Source organism: Geodermatophilus sp. SYSU D00758 (assembly GCF_054049955.1).
In genome coordinates this window covers 1-19,225 of the sequence record NZ_JBJGYK010000039.1, presented here as the reverse complement: position 1 = coordinate 19,225, position 19,225 = coordinate 1, and the positions used below count along the sequence as shown (strand labels likewise).

The 19,225-nt window shown below is 77.1% G+C and carries 16 protein-coding genes; 5 read left to right on the top strand and 11 right to left on the bottom strand.

Annotated elements, in window-relative coordinates; translation table 11 throughout:
- Nucleotides 1–94 precede the first annotated feature (94 nt).
- From ACI8AC_RS20770 to chvE, 4 genes are all read right to left on the bottom strand, one after another.
- Entirely contained in the window at nt 95–1,114 is a 1,020-nt protein-coding gene (locus ACI8AC_RS20770) for a LacI family DNA-binding transcriptional regulator (protein WP_456899737.1), read from the bottom strand.
- A gap of 83 nt (nt 1,115–1,197) precedes the next feature.
- Nucleotides 1,198–2,445, bottom strand: coding sequence for a multiple monosaccharide ABC transporter permease (mmsB, locus tag ACI8AC_RS20765; RefSeq protein ID WP_456899736.1), 1,248 nt, complete (start codon nt 2,443–2,445; stop codon nt 1,198–1,200).
- A complete protein-coding gene (gene mmsA / locus ACI8AC_RS20760; protein ID WP_456899735.1) occupies nt 2,442–3,980 on the bottom strand; it encodes a multiple monosaccharide ABC transporter ATP-binding protein in 1,539 nt (512 codons plus the stop codon). The genes mmsB and mmsA overlap by 4 nt, the downstream gene beginning before the upstream one ends.
- A 179-nt stretch (nt 3,981–4,159) precedes the next feature.
- Nucleotides 4,160–5,302 (bottom strand): multiple monosaccharide ABC transporter substrate-binding protein, encoded by a 1,143-nt coding sequence (gene chvE / locus ACI8AC_RS20755; RefSeq protein WP_456899734.1) that lies wholly within the window; start codon nt 5,300–5,302, stop codon nt 4,160–4,162.
- Nucleotides 5,303–5,545: 243 nt separating this feature from the next.
- On the opposite strand from chvE, the gene ACI8AC_RS20750 reads away from it, so the two are divergent.
- Nucleotides 5,546–7,012, top strand: coding sequence for an MFS transporter (locus ACI8AC_RS20750; RefSeq protein ID WP_456899733.1), 1,467 nt, complete (start codon nt 5,546–5,548; stop codon nt 7,010–7,012).
- Nucleotides 7,009–8,448 carry a M20/M25/M40 family metallo-hydrolase gene (locus ACI8AC_RS20745; RefSeq protein WP_456899732.1) on the top strand — a complete coding sequence of 480 codons (1,440 nt, stop codon included), beginning with the start codon at nt 7,009–7,011 and terminating at the stop codon, nt 8,446–8,448. Before ACI8AC_RS20750 ends, ACI8AC_RS20745 begins: the two co-directional genes overlap by 4 nt.
- A 185-nt stretch (nt 8,449–8,633) precedes the next feature.
- Here the strand turns inward: ACI8AC_RS20745 and ACI8AC_RS20740 are convergent, their stop codons facing one another.
- The 6 genes from ACI8AC_RS20740 to ACI8AC_RS20715 are packed head-to-tail and all read right to left on the bottom strand — an operon-like array spanning nt 8,634 to nt 15,187.
- A complete protein-coding gene (locus tag ACI8AC_RS20740) occupies nt 8,634–8,903 on the bottom strand; it encodes an acyl carrier protein (protein WP_456899731.1) in 270 nt (89 codons plus the stop codon).
- Nucleotides 8,900–10,468, bottom strand: a complete 1,569-nt coding sequence (locus ACI8AC_RS20735) for a class I adenylate-forming enzyme family protein (RefSeq protein ID WP_456899730.1) — start codon at nt 10,466–10,468, stop codon at nt 8,900–8,902. Before ACI8AC_RS20735 ends, ACI8AC_RS20740 begins: the two co-directional genes overlap by 4 nt.
- Before the next feature lie 51 nt (nt 10,469–10,519).
- Nucleotides 10,520–11,713 carry a cytochrome P450 gene (locus ACI8AC_RS20730; RefSeq protein ID WP_456899729.1) on the bottom strand — a complete coding sequence of 398 codons (1,194 nt, stop codon included), beginning with the start codon at nt 11,711–11,713 and terminating at the stop codon, nt 10,520–10,522.
- Nucleotides 11,710–13,056 (bottom strand): condensation domain-containing protein, encoded by a 1,347-nt coding sequence (locus ACI8AC_RS20725; RefSeq protein WP_456899728.1) that lies wholly within the window; start codon nt 13,054–13,056, stop codon nt 11,710–11,712. Before ACI8AC_RS20725 ends, ACI8AC_RS20730 begins: the two co-directional genes overlap by 4 nt.
- Nucleotides 13,050–13,571, bottom strand: coding sequence for a PaaI family thioesterase (locus ACI8AC_RS20720; RefSeq protein WP_456899727.1), 522 nt, complete (start codon nt 13,569–13,571; stop codon nt 13,050–13,052). The genes ACI8AC_RS20725 and ACI8AC_RS20720 overlap by 7 nt, the downstream gene beginning before the upstream one ends.
- Nucleotides 13,568–15,187, bottom strand: coding sequence for an AMP-binding protein (locus ACI8AC_RS20715; protein ID WP_456899726.1), 1,620 nt, complete (start codon nt 15,185–15,187; stop codon nt 13,568–13,570). The genes ACI8AC_RS20720 and ACI8AC_RS20715 overlap by 4 nt, the downstream gene beginning before the upstream one ends.
- Before the next feature lie 214 nt (nt 15,188–15,401).
- On the opposite strand from ACI8AC_RS20715, the gene ACI8AC_RS20710 reads away from it, so the two are divergent.
- From ACI8AC_RS20710 to ACI8AC_RS20700, 3 genes are read left to right on the top strand one after another with little or no spacing between them, the layout of a single operon-like run.
- Entirely contained in the window at nt 15,402–15,989 is a 588-nt protein-coding gene (locus ACI8AC_RS20710) for a hypothetical protein (protein ID WP_456899725.1), read from the top strand.
- A 35-nt stretch (nt 15,990–16,024) separates the two neighbouring features.
- Entirely contained in the window at nt 16,025–16,705 is a 681-nt protein-coding gene (locus ACI8AC_RS20705) for a 4'-phosphopantetheinyl transferase family protein (RefSeq protein WP_456899724.1), read from the top strand.
- Complete coding sequence (locus tag ACI8AC_RS20700; RefSeq protein ID WP_456899723.1) at nt 16,702–17,718, top strand: NAD(P)-binding domain-containing protein; 1,017 nt, start codon at nt 16,702–16,704, stop codon at nt 17,716–17,718. Before ACI8AC_RS20705 ends, ACI8AC_RS20700 begins: the two co-directional genes overlap by 4 nt.
- Here the strand turns inward: ACI8AC_RS20700 and ACI8AC_RS20695 are convergent.
- Nucleotides 17,634–19,115, bottom strand: coding sequence for an aldehyde dehydrogenase family protein (locus ACI8AC_RS20695; RefSeq protein ID WP_456899722.1), 1,482 nt, complete (start codon nt 19,113–19,115; stop codon nt 17,634–17,636). The genes ACI8AC_RS20700 and ACI8AC_RS20695 overlap by 85 nt on opposite strands.
- Between the last annotated feature and the right edge of the window lie 110 nt (nt 19,116–19,225).

Genomic DNA, 19,225 nt, shown 5'->3' with positions numbered 1-19,225 from the left:
TTCCGGGTCCGGGAGCAGGACTGGTTCCAGCGGTCCGGTCGACCGCGGCGAGGCGGCGTCCACCGGATGTTAGCGCTAACAGGACCCGCCGCCCTCACCCGCGGTGGGGCACGGGCCCGCTGCTCGCGCGCACCAGCAGCGTGGGCGGCACCGGGTCCGGGTGCAGCTCGCGCCCCTCGAGCCGGGCGAGCACCAGGGCGACGCCACGACGGCCGAGCTCGGCGAAGTCCTGGCGGACCGTGGTCAGCGGCGGGGTGAAGTACGGCGACTCCGGCAGGTCGTCGAAGCCGACGACGCTGACGTCCCGCGGGGCCTCCAGACCCTCCTCGTGGAAGGCCGCGAGCAGGCCCAGGGCCATCTGGTCGTTGGCCAGGAACACGGCGGTCACGTCGTCGCCCCGGCGCACCCGCGCGGCCAGCCGCCGGCCCGCGGCGTGGCCGGAGGACGGCGTCCAGTCCCCCGCCAGCACCTCGGGCACCGCGGCCCCGGCCGCGGCGAGCTCGGCCCGCCACCCGGCCACGCGGTCGCGGGCCTCCTGCGAGTCGGCCGGGCCGGTCACGTGGTGCACGGTGCGGTGGCCGAGGTCGAGCAGGTGGCGGGTGGCCAGCCGCGCGCCGGCCACCTGGTCCACGCCGACCGCGGGCTCCACCGTCGATCCGCCGCTCTGCACCGACACCAGCGGCACGGGCGCGGAGATCTCGTGCAGCGCCTCGGCGGCGTCGTCGTAGGTGCCCAGGGCGACCACGGCGTCGACCGACTGCCCGACGAGCCGGTCGACGGCGTCGCGCATCGCGTCGGCGGTGGCCTCGTCGAGGACGGTGACCGACAGCGAGTACCCCGCGGCCCGGGCGGCCTGCTCCAGGCCGACCATCGTCTGCGCCGGGCCGTACTGGTTGATGTTCACCGTGACGAAGCCGAAGGTGCGGGTCGAGCCGGTGACCAGGGCCCGCGCCGCGGTGTTGGGCCGGTAGCCCAGCTCGCGGATGGCCCGCTCCACCCGTTCGCGGGTGTGCGGGGCGACGTTCGGGTGGCCGTTGATGACCCGGGAGACGGTCTGGTGGGACACCCCGGCGCGCGCGGCGACGTCGGACATCGCCAGCCCCCGCGGGTGCACCGCCGTCCCCCCTCTCCGGGCCGCCGCGGGCCGGCCGCCGCCCGGAGCGGCCCCGCGGGTGCCCCGCGGGGCCGCCACGGACATCAGCGGGAGGCGCCGGCGCGGCGCTTGTTGTAGACGTCGAACGCGACCGCCAGCAGCAGGACCAGGCCCTTCACCACCGACTGGATCTGCTGCTCGACCCCCATGAGCTGCATGCCGTTGCTCATCACCGCCATGATCAGCCCGCCGACCATGGCGCCCACGACCGTACCGACACCACCGGTGACGGCGGCCCCGCCGATGAACGCGGCGGCGATCGCGTCGAGCTCGAACATGTTGCCGGCGGCGGGCTGGGCCCCGTTGGACCGCGAGGAGTAGATGATCCCGGCGACCGCGGACAGGAAGCCCATGTTCACGAAGATCCAGAAGTTGACCGCCTTCACCTTGACGCCCGAGAGCGTCGCGGCGGCCAGGTTGCCGCCGATGGCGTAGACCTGCCGGCCGAAGACGGTCTTCTTGGTGATCAGCCCGTAGGCGAGGATCAGCACCGCGAGGATGATCAGCACGATCGGCAGGCCGCGGGCGTGCGCGAGCTGCCAGGCGAAGGCCATGACCACGGCGCCGACCACGACGATCTTGGCGACGAACAGCGGGAAGGACTCCACCGGCTGCTGGTAGCGGATCTTCGCGCTGCGCGCCCGCCACTGGCTGACCGCGTACCCGGCGACGGCGACGGCACCGATGAGCAGGGTGAAGGCGTCGTAGCCGTACCCGCCGAGCAGGCCGTTGAGGAAGCCGGCGGCGATGCGCGAGTACTCCCGCGGGAACGGCGAGAGCGAGATGTTGTCGAGCACCTGCAGCGTCAGACCGCGGAACAGCAGCATGCCGGCGAGGGTCACGATGAACGCCGGGATGCCGACGTAGGCCACCCAGAACCCGTGCCACGCCCCGACGGCGAGCCCCACCGCGATCGCGGCGAGCACGCCGACCCACCACGGCAGCCCCTCGCGGATGACCAGCACCGCCGAGACCGCGCCGGTCAGCGCCACCACCGAGCCGACCGACAGGTCGATGTGCCCGGCGATGATCACGATGACCATGCCGATCGCCAGCACCAGGATGTAGGAGTACTGGAGGATGATGTTGGTGATGTTGCCGGGCTGCAGCAGCGTGCCGCCGGTGAGCACGGCGAACAGCGCGACGATCGCCACGAAGGCGATGTAGATGCCGCTCTGCCGGAGGTTGGTGCTGAACAGGCCGCGCAGGTCGCTGCCGGTCGAGCGCGTCGTGGCGGCCGGGGCGGACTGCGGCGAGAAGTCCTCGTTCTGCGGAGGAGCGGTCCTGGTCATCCGACGAGCTCCTTCTCCTTGGTCATGAGCTCCATGAGGTTCTCCTGGGTGGCCTCGCGGACGGGCAGCTGGCCGGTGATCCGGCCGGCCGAGAGGGTGTAGATGCGGTCGCAGGTGCCGAGCAGCTCGGGCAGCTCGGAGGAGATGACGACGACGGCCTTACCGGCGGCGACCAGCCGGTTGATGATCGTGTAGATCTCGTACTTGGCACCGACGTCGATGCCGCGGGTGGGCTCGTCGAGGATGAGCACGTCCGGGTCGGTGAACAGCCACTTCGACAGCACGACCTTCTGCTGGTTGCCACCGGAGAGCTTGCCGACGATCGAGGTGACGCTCGGCGCCTTGATGTTCATGCTGCGCCGGCTGTCCTCGGCGACCTTGATCTCCTCGTTGCCGTTCACCCAGCCCTTGCGGGAGAGCTTGCCCAGGGCGGCGGCGGAGACGTTGCGCCGGATGTCCTCGATCAGGTTCAGGCCGTAGCGCTTGCGGTCCTCGGTGGCGTAGGCGATGCCGGCGTCGATGGCCTCGGCGACGTTGCGCGCGCGGACCTCCTTGCCGTGCATGAACAGCCGGCCGCTGATGTTCCGGCCGTAGGACCGGCCGAAGATGCTCATGGCCAGCTCGGTGCGGCCGGCGCCCATGAGCCCGGCGATGCCGACGACCTCGCCGGCGCGGACGTCGAAGGACGCACCGTCGACGACCTTGCGGTCCTGGGTCGGGTGCCAGACGGTCCAGTCCTCGACCCGGAGCACCTCCTCGCCGGGGTGCGACTCCCGCTCGGGGTAGTAGCTCTCCAGGTCGCGGCCGACCATGCCGCGGATGATCCGGTCCTGGGTGACCTCGCCGGCGTGCAGGCTCAGCGTCTCGACGGTCCGCCCGTCGCGGATGACGGTGACGTTGTCGGCGATCGCGGTGATCTCGTTGAGCTTGTGCGAGATCATGATGCAGGTGATGCCGCGATCCCTGAGCGCGCGCAGCAGGCCGAGCAGGTGCTCGGAGTCGGTGTCGTTGAGCGCGGCGGTCGGCTCGTCGAGGATGAGCAGCCGCACGTCCTTCGACAGCGCCTTGGCGATCTCGACCAGCTGCTGCTTGCCGACGCCGAGCTGGCCGACCGGGGTCTCGGGGTTCTCGTGCAGGCCGACCGACCGGAGCAGCTCGTCGGCCTCGGCGTGCGCCTTGTTCCAGTCGATCAGCCCGCCGCGGCCGCGCCGCTCGTTGCCCAGGAAGATGTTCTCGGCGATCGACAGGAAGGGCACCAGGGCGAGCTCCTGGTGGATGATCACGATGCCGACGTGCTCGCTGTCGCGGATCCCGCCGAAGCGGACCGGGGAGCCGTCGAAGACGATCTCGCCGTCGTAGCTGCCCGCCGGGTAGACCCCCGACAGGACCTTCATCAGCGTGGACTTGCCCGCGCCGTTCTCGCCGCAGATCGCGTGGATCTCCCCGCGCTCCACGGCCAGGTTGACGTCCTCGAGCGCCTTGACGCCGGGGAAGGTCTTGGTGATGGAGCGCATCTCCAGGATGTGGTCGCCCATGGGACTCCGTCCTCGTCGCGTGCGTCCTGCGCGCCCGCGGTGGTGTGGACCGGATGTGCGGCACCCGGCGGGTGGGACACGGGCGGTGCGGCCGCGGTGGGGCCGCCGTCCGCCCGGTGGAGCCGGCCGGGCCCGGCAGCCGTGCTGCCGGACCCGGCCGGGTCGGGGGAGGCGGGAGGTCAGTCCGCCTGGCCGCTGGCGACCTCTTCGGCCGTCCAGTAGCCCGAGTCGACCAGCACCTGCTGGATGTTGTCGGCGTAGACGGTCTCGACCGGGAGCAGGTAGGAGGGGACGACCTTCACACCGTTGTCGTAGGTGGTCGTGTCGTTGGCCTCCGGCTCCTCGCCCTCGAGGAAGGCCTCGGCGGCGACGACGGCCTGCTCGGCCAGCAGCCGGGTGTCCTTGAAGATGGTGGAGCCCTGGACACCGTCGGCGATCAGCTTCACCGAGGCGATCTCGGCGTCCTGACCGGTGATGACCGGCATCGGCTTCTCCGGCGTGCCGTAGCCGGCGTTCTGCAGCGCGGTGATGATGCCGCGGGACAGGCCGTCGTAGGGCGAGAGGACGCCGTTGACCACGGAGCCGTCGTTGTAGGAGGAGGTCAGCAGGTCCTCCATCCGCCGCTGGGCGGTCTCCTGCTGCCAGCGCAGGATGGCGATCTGCTCGATCGAGGTCTGGCCGGACTTCACGACCAGGACGCCCTCGTCGATGAGCGGCTGCAGGACCGACATGGCGCCCTCGTAGAAGAAGTGCGCGTTGTTGTCGTCCAGCGAGCCGGCGAACAGCTCGACGTTGAACGGCCCGGTGACGTCGGTGCGCTCACCCTCTCGGTCGAGGATGCCGAGGCCGGTCAGCAGGGCGTTCGCCTGGGCGACGCCGACCTGGAAGTTGTCGAAGCTGACGTAGAAGTCGACGTTCTCGCTGTCGCGGATCAGCCGGTCGTAGGAGATGACCGGGATGTTGTTGGCGGCGGCGTTCTCCAGCTGGCTGGAGAGCGCGGTCCCGTCGATGGCCGCGATGATCAGCAGGTCGGCACCCTCGGTGATCATCTGGTCGATCTGCTGCGACTGGGTGGGGATGTCGTCGCCGGCGTACTGGAGCTCGACCTGGTAGCCGGCCTCCTCCAGCTGCTCCTGCACGGAGTTGCCGTCCGCGATCCACCGCTCCGAGGTCTGGGTCGGCATCGAGACGCCGACCAGCAGGTCCTCGGGCGCGGCGTCGCCGCCGGCCCCGCCGCTCCCGCCGGCGCCCTCGCCGCCGCAGGCCGCCAGGCCGAGCGCCAGGACGGCGCCCGCGGCGGTCACACCGAGCTTGCTTCGCACGTGAACTCCTTCTGAGTGTCTCTGCGCGCTCCCGCGAGCGCAGGCCCCGACCGTGGCGGGGGCCACCAGTGTGAGCGCTAACAACCGGCTCCCGTCAAGACCTGTCACCGATCCGACCGTCACGGTCGCGTAACGCCGCCGTCACCCGGGGGTCGCCCGTCCGTGGTGGCGGGGGGCCCGGGTGGCCGCCCGGGGGCTACTCTCCGGCGACTCTGGCGACGCAGGGCAGCGGGAGGGCCGACGGTGGCACGGACGCGCGGGGTCCGCGGAGCCGGCCGGCTCGGCGGCGGGCTGGTCGGCTGGCTGGTCGCCGTCGAGTTCACCAGCGGGGTGCTGCAGGGCTACTACGTCCCGCTGCTCACCGACATCGCCCGCCACCTGTCGATCACCGACGCCGACGTCAACTGGCTGGAGGCCGCCCAGCTCATGCTGTCGGCCATCGCCGTGCCGGTGCTGGCGAAGCTGGGTGACGTGCACGGCCACCGGCGCGTGCTGCTGGCCTCGGCGGTGGTCACCGCGGTGGCCACCGCCACGCTCGCGGTCGCGTCCTCCTTCCCGGTGTTCCTCGTCGCCTGGGCGGTGCAGGGCGTCTACACGGCCTGGCTGCCGCTGCAGGTGGCGCTCATCCACGCCCGGGCGCGCGGGCTGCCGGACACCGCCGCCCGCACCCGGCGGGCCACCGGCGCGATCGTCGCCGCGCTGCAGGCCGGGGCCATCGTCGGCGCTCTCGGCGCCGGGCAGCTCGGGACGGCGCTGGCCGGGCGGGTCCAGCTGCTGCTGGCCGTCCCCGCGGTCCTGGTGGTGGGGGTGTGCCTGGTCGTGGCGTTCCGGGTGCCGGAGGCAGGTGCCCGCGGCGACGGCCGGGTCGACAGCGGCGGCGCGGTGCTGCTGGCGCTGGTGCTGCTCGTGGTCACCGGGGGGCTGACCGCCGTCCGGCTGGCCGACGGCGCCGCGTGGCCGTGGCTGCTCACCGCGGCGGGGGTGCTGCTCGTGGTCCCGTTCGTCCGGTTCGAGCTGCGCCGGCCCGACCCGCTGGTCGACCCCCGGCTGTTCCGCGACCCGGCGATGTGGCCGGTGCAGCTCACCGCCGGCCTGTTCGGCGTCAGCGTGCTCGGGGCGCAGGGCCCGCTGTCGACCTACGCCCGCACCGACCCGGCGGTGTACGGCTACGGCCTGGGGCTGTCGACCGGCTCGGTCTCGGTCGTGATCGGCGGCTACGTCGTCTCCCTGCTGGTCGGCGCGCTGCTGTTCGCCCGCGTGTCGGCGTGGACCAGCCCGCGCGGCACGCTGGTCGGGGCGGCGGTCCTGACCGGCACCGGGTACCTGCTGCTGGTGCCGTTCTCGACGACGCTGCCCCAGGTCCTGGCCTGCATGGTGGTCGCCGGCGCCGGGTCGGGGGCCCTGGTCGCCGCGCTGCCCGCGGCCGCGGCCGCGGCCGCCCCGGCGGGCCGCACCGGCGTGGCCACCGGGTTGACCAACACCACCAAGGTGCTCGGCGGGACGTTCGCCTCGGCCACCTTCGCCGTCGCGCTGGCCACCGGCGCGCCGACGCTGGCGGACGGGACGGCGGGCACGGCCGGCTCGCTGGGCGGCTACGTGACCGTGTGGTCCGTCTGCGGCGGGACGGCGCTGCTGGCCGCGCTCGCCCTGCTGCTGGTGCCGCGCCGGGCGTTCGCCGACCCGGCACCGGCCCCGGTGGCCGCGCCGTGAGGCGGGCGCTGCTGGCCGGGTGCGCCGTGGCGGCCGGGGCGGTCGCGGCCTCCGCCCGGAGGGTCACCCGGTTCCGGCCGGCCCCCGTCGGCACCGACCCCGCCGACGCCACCGGCCTGGACGCCGCGGCCGCGGCCGAGCGGCTCGGCGAGCTGATCCGGATCCCGACGGTCTCCTCCCGGGACCCCGACGCGGTGGACCGGGCGGCGTTCGCCCGGTTCCGCGAGCGGCTCGCCGAGCTCTACCCGCACGCCCACCGGGTGATGGAGCGCCGGCTGCTCGGCGACGGCGCCCTGCTGTACCGCTGGCCCGGCCGCGCACCGGCGGACCCGCTGGTGCTCATGGCCCACCACGACGTCGTCCCGGTCGAGGGCCAGGCGTGGTCGGGGGACCCGTTCTCCGGGCGGGTCGCCGACGGGGTGGTGCACGGGCGCGGCGCGATCGACGACAAGGGCAGCCTGGTCGCCGTCCTCGAGGCCGTGGAGTCGCTGGCCGCGGAGTGCTTCGTCCCCGCCCGGGACGTGTGGGTCTCCTCCGGCCACGACGAGGAGGTCGCCGGGGAGGGCGCCCGCCTGGCGGTGGCCGAGCTGCGGCGGCTCGGCGTCCGGCCGTGGATGGTGCTCGACGAGGGCGGGGCGGTGGTGCGCGGGGTGTTCCCCGGGGTCGCCGGGCAGGTGGCCGTCGTCGGCCTGGCCGAGAAGGGACGGGCCGGGGTCGAGCTGTCGGTGACCGACCCCGGCGGGCACGCCTCCGCGCCGGTGCCCGGGGGCGCGACCGCGCGCCTGGCCAGGGCGGTGCTGCGGGTCGACCGCGCCCCGTTCCCGGCCCGCGTGGACGACGTCGTCCTCGGCATGGTCGACGCGCTCGGCCGCGCCGCCACCCCCGGGTACCGGGCGCTGTTCGCCCACGCCCCGCTGCTGCGGCCGCTGCTCGGGCCCCTGCTGGCGCGGGCCGGCCGGGAGGCCAACGCCCTGGTGCGCACGACGGCGGCGGTCACGCAGCTGGAGGGCAGCCGGGCCCGGAACGTGCTCGCGACCCGGGCCCGCGCGCACCTGGACGTGCGCATCGCCCTCGGGGAGACGGTGGCCTCGACGGTCGAGCGGCTGCGCCGGGTGGTCGACGACCCGGCGGTGGAGGTGCGGGTGGTCGACGGGGAGGACCCGTCACCGGTCTCCCGCACGGACAACGCGGCCTTCGCCGCGCTCACCTCGGCGGTCCGGGCGGTGTACCCGGAGGCCGCCGTGGCGCCGTACGTCATGGTGCAGGCCAGCGACGCCCGGCACTTCCACGCGATCAGCGACAGCGTCTACCGGTTCATGCCCTTCGACCTCACCGCCGCCGAGCTGGCCGCGCTGCACGCGGCCGACGAGCGGATCCGGGTGGACGCGCTGCACCGGGGGGCGGTGTTCCACCGGCACCTGATCCGGCAGCTGTAGCCCCGGGCCGGCCAGCCGCGCCCCGCCGGGACCCCTTCCGCCGCACCCCGCCGTGATCATGGGGATGTGGCGGGCCGCCGCGGCGTGCCGGTGCGTGTCCCCGGCACGATGCCCATGATCACGGCGGCGGGGGCCAGCGGCCACGATGCCGAGGGCCAGCGGTCACGGCGGCGGGGGGCCAGCGGTCACGGCGCCGGCGGCGGGGGGCTCCCGGCGTCGAGGGCGGCCAGGTAGAGCCGGTGGAGGCCGCCGAGGGTCTGCTCGGGGCCGACGCTGTCGTCGGCCAGCTCGACGCCGAGGTCCTCGACGGCGACGAGCGCCTCCAGCCGCTGGACCGAGTCCAGCTCGAGGTCGTCGGCCAGCCGGCTGCCCGGGCCGGCGCCGGAGAGGTCGACGTCGAGCTGCCCGGCGAGGTGGTCGCGGAACTGCGGGAGCGACAGCGGGCCCGCGGTCACCGGGCGGCCTCCGCCCGGTGACCGGCCAGCTCGGCCAGCGCGCGCTCGCGCAGCAGGTGGCGGCGGACCTCCCCGTACTCGTTGACCGGCACGGAGTCGACGACCCGCACCCGGTCGGGTTGCTTGGCCGGGGACAGCTCGGCCCGGCAGTGCCGCCGGACGTCGTCCGGCGCGACCTGCCGCCCCTCGGCCGGGACGACGAACGCCCACAGCTGCGCGTCACCGCGCACCGGGACGCCGACGACCGCGCAGCCGGCCACCCCGGGCAGCCCGGTGACCACCCGTTCGACCTCCAGCGGGTGCACGTTCTGCCCGCCGCGCACGACGAGGTCGTCGGTGCGCCCGAGGATCGCCACGGTGCCGTCGGGGTGCCGCACCGCCCGGTCCCCGGTGGCCCGCCAGCCGCCGTCCCCGTCGGCGCCGGGGAGGAGCACGTGCAGCTCGCCGGGCGTGCCGTCGGCCACCTCGGCGCCGGCGTCGTCGACCACCCGCACGCGGGCGCCGGGGAAGGGCCGCCCGACCGTCTCGGCCTGCGTGCGCAGCGGGTCCTCCAGCCGGGTGGCGAGGACCCCGCCGCCGAGCTCGGTGGAGCCGTAGCCGACGGTCACCGCGCACCCGAACCGGTCGCGGGCCCGCTCGACCAGGTCGGGTGCGGCCGGGCCGCCGCCGACGCCGATCACCAGCAGCGAGGAGAGGTCGTAGGGGGCCAGGTCCTCCACCCGCAGCAGCAGCTCCACCACCGCCGGCGTGCCGGCCAGCACGTTCACCCGGTGCCGGTCGACCAGCTCCAGCAGGCGGCGGGGGGACGAGCTGCGGGTGGTCACCAGGTCGTGGCCGAGCAGCAGCGAGCCGGTGAGCACCTGGTGGCCGGCCATGCTGCGCAGCGGGCTGGCGGTCAGCCAGGTCTGCCGGCCGGCGGCGCGCAGCAGCTTCGTGCCGTGCCGGGCGGTGACCGTCGCGACCCGCCGCACCCGGGTCAGCGGGGAGCCGGCGAAGAAGTCCCGGTGCAGCCGCTGCAGCGCGACCAGCGGGCCGACGAGCCCGTGGTGGGTGAGGGTCACCGGCTTCGGGGCCCCGGTGGTGCCCGAGGTGGCGAAGACCGCGGCCGGGTCGGTCCGCCGGCGGGCGGCCGGCGGCCCCGGCACCGGCTCGGGGTCGCCGGGCACCCGCCAGGCCCCGCCGGACAGCCGCACGTCGACCCGGGCGCCGGCGGCCGGCAGCTCCCGCTCGGCCACGGTGGCCCGCAGCCCGGTCACCGCGGCCACCTCGGCCAGCTCCCGGTCGGTCAGCCCGGCGTCGAGCGGCACGACGACACCGCCGAGCAGCACCGTGGCGAGGAAGGCCTCGACGTAGCCGACGCCGTTGGGCAGCAGCAGGCCGACCGGGTCCCCCGGGCCGAGGCCGGCCCCGCGCAGGGCGGCCGCGCGCTCGGCGGCCCGCCCGGTGAGCGTGCGGAGGGGCACCTCCTCGCCGTCGGCGACCAGCCGGGCGTCGCCGGCGTGCTCGGTCGCGGTGGCCAGCACCTCGCCGAGGGTCATCGTGGGCGTCAGCGGGACCTGTCGCATCCGTCCTCCGGTTCGCAGGATGTCGGTTGGCAGCGTGTCGTCGGGTCGTCCTCAGCGCAGGTGCACCAGCAGCCGGCGGGGGCTGCGCAGCACCGCGCCCTCCGGGGCGGGCGTCCCGGCCGCCGCGCGCAGGCCCGGGGCGGCCGCGAGCAGCTCCTGGACCACGGCGGCCACCTCGGCGCGGGCCAGCCGCCGGCCGAGGCAGCGGTGCACGCCGGTGCCGAAGGCCAGGTGGCCGGCGGCGGGCCGGTCCGGGAGGAACCGGTCCGGCTCGGGGAACCGCCGCTCGTCGCGGTTGGCCGACCCCAGGTGCACCAGCACCGTCGCGCCCGCGGGCACGGGGGTGCCGCCGATCCGGGCCGGCCGCTCCGCCCGCCGCGAGGTGACCTGCACCGGCGCCTCCCAGCGCAGCGCCTCGTCGACGGCGGCGCCGGCCCGGCCGGGGTCGGCGCGCACCGCCGCCCCCTCCGCGGGGTGGGTGAGCAGGGCGTACAGGCAGGTGGCGATGGCCGGCGCGGCGGTCTCGGTGCCGGCCCAGACGAGCAGCAGCAGCGCGGCCACCGCCTCCTCCTCGGCCGGCGGGGCGCCGTCGACGTCGGCGGTGGCCAGGGCGCCGACCAGCCCCCCGGTGGGCTCGCGCAGCCGCGCGGCGAAGGTCCGGCGCAGCGCCCGGGCGGCCCGGACCGCGCCCCGGGGGTCGGTCAGGAACCCGGCCGCCGCCGAGGCGAGCCCGGCCAGGTCCACCCAGTCCTCCTCGGGCAGGCCGAGCAGCCGGGTGAGCACTCGCGCGGGCACCTGACCGGCCAGCTCCGGCACCAGGTCGACCGGGGCCGCCCCCTCCGGCAGCGCGGCCACCCGCTCGGCGGCGACCGCCCGGACCAGCGCCGCCACCTGCGGGTCGTCGGGCTGCAGCGCGGGGGCCAGCACCCGGCGCAGTGCGCGCCGGGCCCGCGGGGCGGCGGTGAGCACGGACCCGCCGAGCACCGCCCGGTAGCGCTCGTCGACCACGCCCAGGGAGAAGCCGGCCTCGTCGGCCAGGACGGCGGCGGCGTCGTCGTGGCGGTAGACCACCCACGCCGGCGCGCCCGGGCCGAACGCCGCCACCGGCTCGACCGGCGCGCGCGCCCGCTTGGCGGCCAGCGCCGCGGCCCGTCCGGGCCCGTCCGGGACCCCGGGCAGGGCGAGCGGGAACCAGTCGGCCGGAGGCGCGGCGGGAGGCGGCGGGGTGCGGGACGGCGCGGTCACGGGGCTCCTCCCCCGGAGAGGGCGGCCAGCGGCCGGTCGGGGGTGGCCAGGCCGTGCACCAGGACGCCGGCCAGCCGGTCGAGCGCCGCGTCGACCGCGGCGGCGTCCCACAGGCCGGGGTCGAACAGCACCCCGGCGCTGTGCTCGTCCGCGCGCCGCTCCACGGTGAGGTCGAGGTCGACCGGCAGCACCCACGGGTGGGCCTCGTCGCCGGCCCCCGCCGGGAAGGTGGCCAGCACCCGGCCGCGCCGGCCGCCCAGGTCGAGGTCGGGCAGGGCGAAGTACTGCACCAGCGTGGCCGGGCGCCGGCCGCGCAGGAGGGCCACCGCGAGCCGGGGCTCGGCCTCCAGCAGCCGGAGGAACGGCATCGCACGGTGGGCGGTGGCGGCCAGGACGGTCTGCCGCACGGCGGCGACCGCGGCACCCAGCGGGGCGTCGCGGTCCAGCCGCAGCCGCAGGGGCAGCGGCTCGGACAGGAAGCCGACCGCCCGCCGCGCCGGCCCCGTGCGGGTCCCGGTCACCGTGAAGACGCCGGCGTCCAGCCGGCTCCCGGCCTCCCGGCCGTCCTCGAGCAGCCCGCCGAGGGCGGCCAGCAGCACCATCGCCGGGGAGGCCCGGTGCACCGCGGTGAGCCGCAGCAGCGCCGCCGAGGCGGCCGGGTCCAGCGGGCGGGCCAGCAGCCGCGTGGCCCCGCCGGTACGGCCGGGCCCGGTGACCGGCAGCGACGCGCGGCGCAGGCCGGCCAGCTCGGCCCGCCACCAGGCGCGCTCCGCGGCCTCGGTCGCGGGGGCGGCCGGCGGGCGCGCGGCGGCCGCCGCGTAGCCGGGCGGGGGCGGGGGGAGGTCCCGGCCGGTGCCGAGCGCGGCGTAGAGGTCGGCGGTCTCGCGCTGCAGCGCGTCGAGGGCGGCGGCGTCCCCGGCCCAGTGGTGCAGGGCCAGCACGAGCACGCCGCCGGTGCCGCGGGGCAGCCAGACCGCGCGCAGCAGCGGGCCGGCGGCGAGGTCGAAGGGCGCGGTGGCGGCGGCCAGCACCGCGGCGTGCACGTCGGCGTCCGTGGCGTCCACGGGGAGCCGGCCGACCGGCACCGGTACCGGCTCCGGCGGGCGCACGGCGAGCCGGACCCGCCCTCCGTCGGCCCGGGGGACGGTCCGGACGGCGTCGTGCCGCTCGGCGACCGCGGTGAGCGCCGCGGCGAGCAGACCCAGGTCCGGCGGCCGGTCGAAGGCGAAGGCCCGGCGGACGGCGCACCGCGGGTCCAGCACGCTCCCCGGGCGCATCCGCTCGGCCAGGGCGAGCACCCGCTCGGGCCAGGAGGGGGCGCGCTCGACGGTGGTGCTCAGCACGCGCCGTCCCCCAGGCCGGTCCCCGGCACGCCGGCGCCGGGCAGCACCCGCGAGGTCACCACGGCCCGGCCGACCAGCCGTCCGCCCTCGTCGCGGACCTCGACGGTGGTGCGCACGGTCCGCCGCACCGCCTCCAGCACGCCCGCCTCGGCGCGCACCCGCCGGCCGGCCGGTTGGCCCCGGAAGTCGATCTCCGCCCGCGCCGTCACCAGCCCGGAGCGGGTGACGTCCACCGCGCCGCTGGTCGCGGCGGCCACGTTGCCGGCGACGTCGACGAGCGCGGCGAGGGCGCCGCCGTGCAGCGGCCCGGTGGCGGTGCGGGTGCGGTCGGTCAGTGGCAGGTCGACCCGCACCGGGTCCAGGCCGACCAGCTCGATACCCAGGTGGTCGTGCAGCGGCAGCCGCAGCCCGGCCCGCAGCACCTCCAGCGGCACGTCCGCGAGGGAGCCGGCGGCGACCCGTGCGGCGACCGCGGGGTCGCCCGCGACCGGCGGCCGGCGCGGGGCCGCGCTCACCGCGGCAGCTCCGCCCGGGCGAGCTTGCCCTGCGGTCCGCGGGGCAGCGCCTCGAGCTGCACCACCCGGCTGGGGATCTTGTGCGCGCTGATCCGGCCGGCCAGGGCCTGCACCACGTCGGCACGGCCCACCGGCCGGTCGGCGACCACGTAGGCGCACACCTCGGTCCGGCCCGAGGCAAGCGGCACCCCGACGACGGCGCAGTCCGCCAGCCCGAGCGCCTCCCGGCAGGCCTCCTCGACCTCGCGCGGGTCGACGGTGGAGCCGCCGACGGTGAGCTGGTCGTCCAGCCGCCCGCGCAGGACCAGGTGCCCGTCGGCGCGCAGCTCGGCGAGGTCGCCGGTGGCGAACCAGCCGGCGTGGAAGCGTGCGGTGGTCTGCTCGGGTTCGCCGGCGTAGCCGAGCGCCAGCGCCGGGGAGCTGACCAGGAGCTCCCCGGTCCCGGTCTCCCGCGGCGGGCCGCCCGGGTCCCGCACCCGGAGCCGCACCCCGGGCAGCGGCCGGCCCGCCGTCCCGGGGGCAGCGGCCACCGAGCTCACGTGCCCGACCTCGCTGGCGCCGTAGGCGTCGCTGAGCGGCACCCCCACCCGGTCGGCCCACTCCCGGGCCAGCGCGGGGGGCAGGGGCTCGCCGCCGACGACCGCGTGCCGCAGCGCCGGCAGGGCGGCGCCCGAGGCCAGCAGGAGGCGGTAGGCCAGGCCGACGCCGACCGTGACGGTGACCGGGTGCCGCTCGGCGCACCCGCGCAGCCCGGCGGGGGTGAGCGGGACGGGCGGGAGGACCACCCCGGCCCCGCCCAGCAGGCCGGCGAGCAGGCCGGCCCCCAGCCCGTACCCGAGGTGGAGGGGCGCGGTGAGCAGCAGCCGGTCGGCCGGGCCCAGGCCGAGGTCGGCGGCCTGGGCGGCCCGGTTCTCCAGCGTGCCGTCGAGGGGGACGAGCACCACCTTGGGCCGGCCGGTGGACCCGGACGTGGCATAGCCGAGCACGGCCGCGCGGTCCGCGAGCAGCCCGCCGGGGCGGGCCTCACCGGTGAACAGCTCCTCGGCCCGCCGCCGCTCGGGCTCCGGGGCCCGGGGATCGAGCAGCAGCAGCGGCACCCGCCCGGCCAGGGCGGTGAGGACGGCACGGGCCCCGGCCACCGACGTCGGCACCGGCAGCCCCCGGGGCTCGGCGCCCCGGCCGTCCACCCCCGCACGCACCGCGGCCTCGTGCGCCGCCGCGGCCAGGTCGCGGACCTCGGCGTAGGACAGCTCCCCGTCCGGCCCGGTCACCGCGGGGCGCGACGGGTCGGGCGCGGCGGCGGCGGCCAGCGCCGACGGCAGGTCGAAGCGTCCCGGAGGTGGATCCCCCCGGCCCGCCTCCGCGCCGGCGACCAGGGCTCGCAGCCCGGCGAGCGTGGGGTCGGCGTAGAAGCCCTCGAGCGGGACGACGACGCCGGTGCGCTCGGCCACCCGCTCGAGGAGGACCTCGACGAGCAGCGAGGACCCGCCGAGGACGAAGAAGCCCTCGTGCTGGTCGACGTCCCGGGCACCGAGCACGTCCTCGTAGAGCTCCCGGAGGACCGCGCGCCGGCCGGCATCCGGCGCCGGCCGGGATCGGGCGGTCGGCGGGTCCACCGTGCGGCTCCCCCTCCCGGCCGAGATCCTTGTTACTGCGCAAAACTTGCCACCAGGTGTGGCAGAGGTCACTCTGCCACGGGAGGCGGCACACCGCACCGGGCGCGGGAGCACACCCGCCCGACCGGCCGGTACCGGCACCGATCCCGGCGACGGCCGCGCCGGTCCACCGCACGGGGACGACGGACGCACCACCGGCACACGAGGAGGAGCAGTGGGCAAGAAGGGTGAGATCAGCGAACGGGCCGAGCGGGACTTCCGCGCCATCCGCGACATGGGGCTGGCCGCCTGGTGGGGCAGCTCGCTGGCCGGGCTGGGGACGATCCTGCGCGGGGTGGGCGGGGCCATCGACGACCCCGCCGAGCGGGCCCGGGTGGTCGACGCCGCCTGGAAGGCCAGCCGCGGCCTGACCGCGGGTGCGGTCACCGCCTACGTCGTGGGCGTCGGCCTGGTGCGCTTCGAGGGCAAGCCACTCGACGAGAACGGCGTGCCGCGGTGGCTGACGGAGGGCCCGGAGGACACCGGGCGGGCCGTGGTGACCGGCGTCGCGCTCGCCGCCGCGGTGGCGGCCAGGAGCGTCCGCCGCAGGGGCGACAAGATCTACGAGGAGCACGCACCCGAGGGCGGCGGCACGACCCGCCCGCTCAGCCGCGCGGAGAAGGAGCGGGCCGAGCGGCTGGACCGGATCGGGCACGCGCTGCACGTCATCGTGCCGGCGGCGACCGGGTGGCTGATGTTCTCCCACCTCAAGCAGGACATGCAGCAGACCTCGGGTTCGCGCACGTCCCGCTTCCGCCGCTGACCGGCGCACGGGCACCCGGGCCGGTCCTCCCGCTGGTGCCGGGCCGGGTCGTCGTGCACTGGGCGGTCCTCGGCGGCGAGGAACCGCTGCGGGCCGCGGCCGCGGCCGCCCTGGGCCGGGCACCGGACGGGGTCCGGGTCGCCCGCTGCTGCCGCCGCTGCGGCTCGCCCGCGCACGGGCCGCCCCGGGTCGCCGGCGCACCCCGCCTGCAGGTCTCGGTCTCGCACGCGGGCGGGTGGGTCGCGGTCGCCCTCGCGCTGGACTCGCCGCTCGGCGTGGACGCCGAGGACGTCGCGGGCCCGGGCGCCCGGGTCGGGCCCGCCGGCGTGCTCCGGGTGGCCGCCGCCCCCGGGGAGCACGGCTGGGCGGCCGGGCCGGACGACGACGGGACGGGTGCCCTGGTGCGCGCCCTGACCCTGTGGACCCGCAAGGAGGCGGTCCTGAAGGCCACCGGCGGCGCCGGGGTGGTGCGCCCGCGCGCGTTCCGGGTGAGCGCCCCCGGGGCCCCGCCCCGGCTGGTCAGCTGGCCCGGGGACCCCACCCTCCCGCGGCGGCTGCGGCTGCGGGCGCTGTCCGCACCGCCCGGGCACGTGGCCTCGCTCGCGGTCGCCGGACCGGTCGGCGACGTGGTGCAGGTGCTCCCCGGCGGGGCGGCCGACGAGCGGGCGGGACCACAGACGGACGGGCTCGGCCCGGGACGGGAGCAGCACGCATGACCTCCGAGGAGACCGTGTTCTACACCGAGGCCGACGCCGACCCGGCCGCGCTGGAGGGCGCTCGCGTGGCGGTCCTCGGCTACGGCCACCTCGGCCGGTCGATGGCGCTCAACCTCCGGGACAGCGGCCTGGCGGTCACGGTCGGCAACGTCGACGACGGCTACCGGCAGCGGGCCGCCGCGGAGGGGTTCCGCGCGGTCGACCCGGCGGAGGCGGTCGCCGGGGCCGGCGTCGTCTACGTGCTGCTCCCCGACGAGGTGATCCCGGCGGTGCACCGCGCGGCCGTGGCGCCGAGCCTGGCGCCAGGGGCGGCGGTCTGCTTCGGCTCCGGGTACGTGCTGGCCTACGGGCTCGTCGAGGTCCCGGAGGACGTCGACGCCCTGCTGCTGGCCCCGCGGATGCTCGGCGCGGACGTGCGCACCCGCTACCTCGCCGGCGAGGGGTTCCTCAGCTACGTCGGCGTGGAGCAGGACGCCACCGGCAAGGCCGAGAGCCGGCTGCTGGCCCTCGCCGCCGCGGCGGGGTCGCTGCGCCGCGGGGCGCTGCGGCTGTCGGCCGAGCAGGAGGCGACGCTGGACCTGTTCGTCGAGCAGAGCGTCGGCTCCTACCTGGGCAGCACCTTCCAGCTGGCGTTCCGGCTGGGCGTGGAGGCCGGCATCCCGCCCGAGGCGATGGCCTGCGAGCTGTACATGTCCGGCGAGATGTCGCGGGTCATCAGCTCGATGGCCGACCTCGGCTTCTTCGAGTCGGTGCGCTCGCACGGCCTGGTCGCCATGTTCGGCGGCTTCCTGGGCACGATGGGCCAGGACGCCGAGGGCCTGGAGCGGCACTTCCGTGCGGTGCTCGACGACATCCGGTCCGGCGCCTTCGCCCGCAAGCTGCAGGAGGAGGAGGCCGCCGGCTACCCGACCCGGGCGCTCATCGAGGCCTACACCAGCGGGGACGACCCGCTCACCGCTGCCGAGCGGCGGGTCCGGGACCGCACGGGGGAGCCCGGTGAGCCGCGGCCGTAGACCAGCCGGGCCACGGCGAGCCACAGCCGGGGGCCGCCCACCCGCGGGAACCACTGGGCCTCCCGCGGAGGGCGCAACCGGCTGTCGGTCACGCTCTGCGACGCGCAGTAGGCCAGCAACCCCTCCGCGCCGCCCTGCCGCCCGGTGCCCGAGGCGCCGCGGCCGCCGAAGGGCAGGCCCGGCGCGGCGTAGTTGACCAGGCAGTCGTTGACCGCCACCGCACCGACCCGCAGGCGGGCGGCCAGCCGCCGGCCCCGGGCCCGGTCGGCGGTCCACACCGACGCCGACAGGCCGAACGGCGAGTCGTTCGCCAGCCGCACCGCCGCCTCCTCGTCGGGCACCGCGAGCACCGGCAGCACCGGCCCGAAGGTCTCCTCCTGCACCAGCGCGCAGTCCTGCGGGACGCCGGTGAGCAGCGTGGGCTCGACGTACTCGCGGCCCCCGATCCGCACCCGGTGACCACCGCGGCGCAGCACCGCCCCGGCGGCCACCGCGGCGGCGACCTGCCGCTCCACCCGCGCGGCGATGCCCGGCAGCACCACCGGTCCGATGTCGCGCCGGCCCTGCCCGCCCACGGCCAGCCCGTCGACGGCCCGCTCCAGCTCGGCGACGAACGCCTCGTGCACGCCCTCGACCACGTAGACCCGCTCGACCGCCACGCAGGACTGGCCCGCGTTGAAGCAGCTCCCCCAGGCCGCGGCCCGGGCCGCCCGCCGCAGGTCGGCGTCCTCGAGGACGAGCATCGCGTCGGAGCCACCCAGCTCGGCGACCACCGGGGTCAGCCGCCGCGCGGCCAGCTCGGCCACCCGCCGGCCGGTGGCCGCGGACCCGGTCACCGCCACCACGTCGACGTCCGCGGTGACCAGCCGCTCCCCGACGTCGGCACCGCCCTGCACCACCTGCAGCACCCCGGCCGGCAGGCCGGCCTCGGCGGCGAGCCGGGCGACCAGCGCGCCGGAGGCCGGCGTGTGCTCCGAGGGCTTGAGGACGACGCTGCAGCCGGCGGCCAGGGCCGTGGTCACCGGCAGCAGCGCCAGCAGGAAGGGGTAGTTCCACGGCGCCAGGACCGCCGCGACGCCCCGGGCGCGCTGGTGGACCTCGACCCGCTTGGCCAGCAGCGGCCAGGCGACCGTGCGGCGACCGGCGAGGACGGCGGGCGCGTGCCGGGCCAGCCAGTCCAGGTGCGCCGCGGCGTGCAGGACCTCGGCGACGGCGATGTCGGCCGGGTGCCGGCCCGTCTCGGCGGCGACCGCGGCGACCACCTCCTCGCCGCGGTCGAGCAGCACCTGCCGCAGGGCCGCCAGGTGGCGGGCCCGCTCGCCGGCCGGCGTGGCCGACCAGCCGGCGAACGCCGCCCGGGCGGCGGCCACCCCCGTCCCGACGTCCGCTCCCGGCACCGCGCGCCCCCTCCCGGCCGTGATCATGGGGATGTCGCCGGCCGCCGCGGCGTGCCGGCGCGTGTACCCGGGAAGTTGCCCATGATGATCGCGGAGGGGGGCGGGGGGGG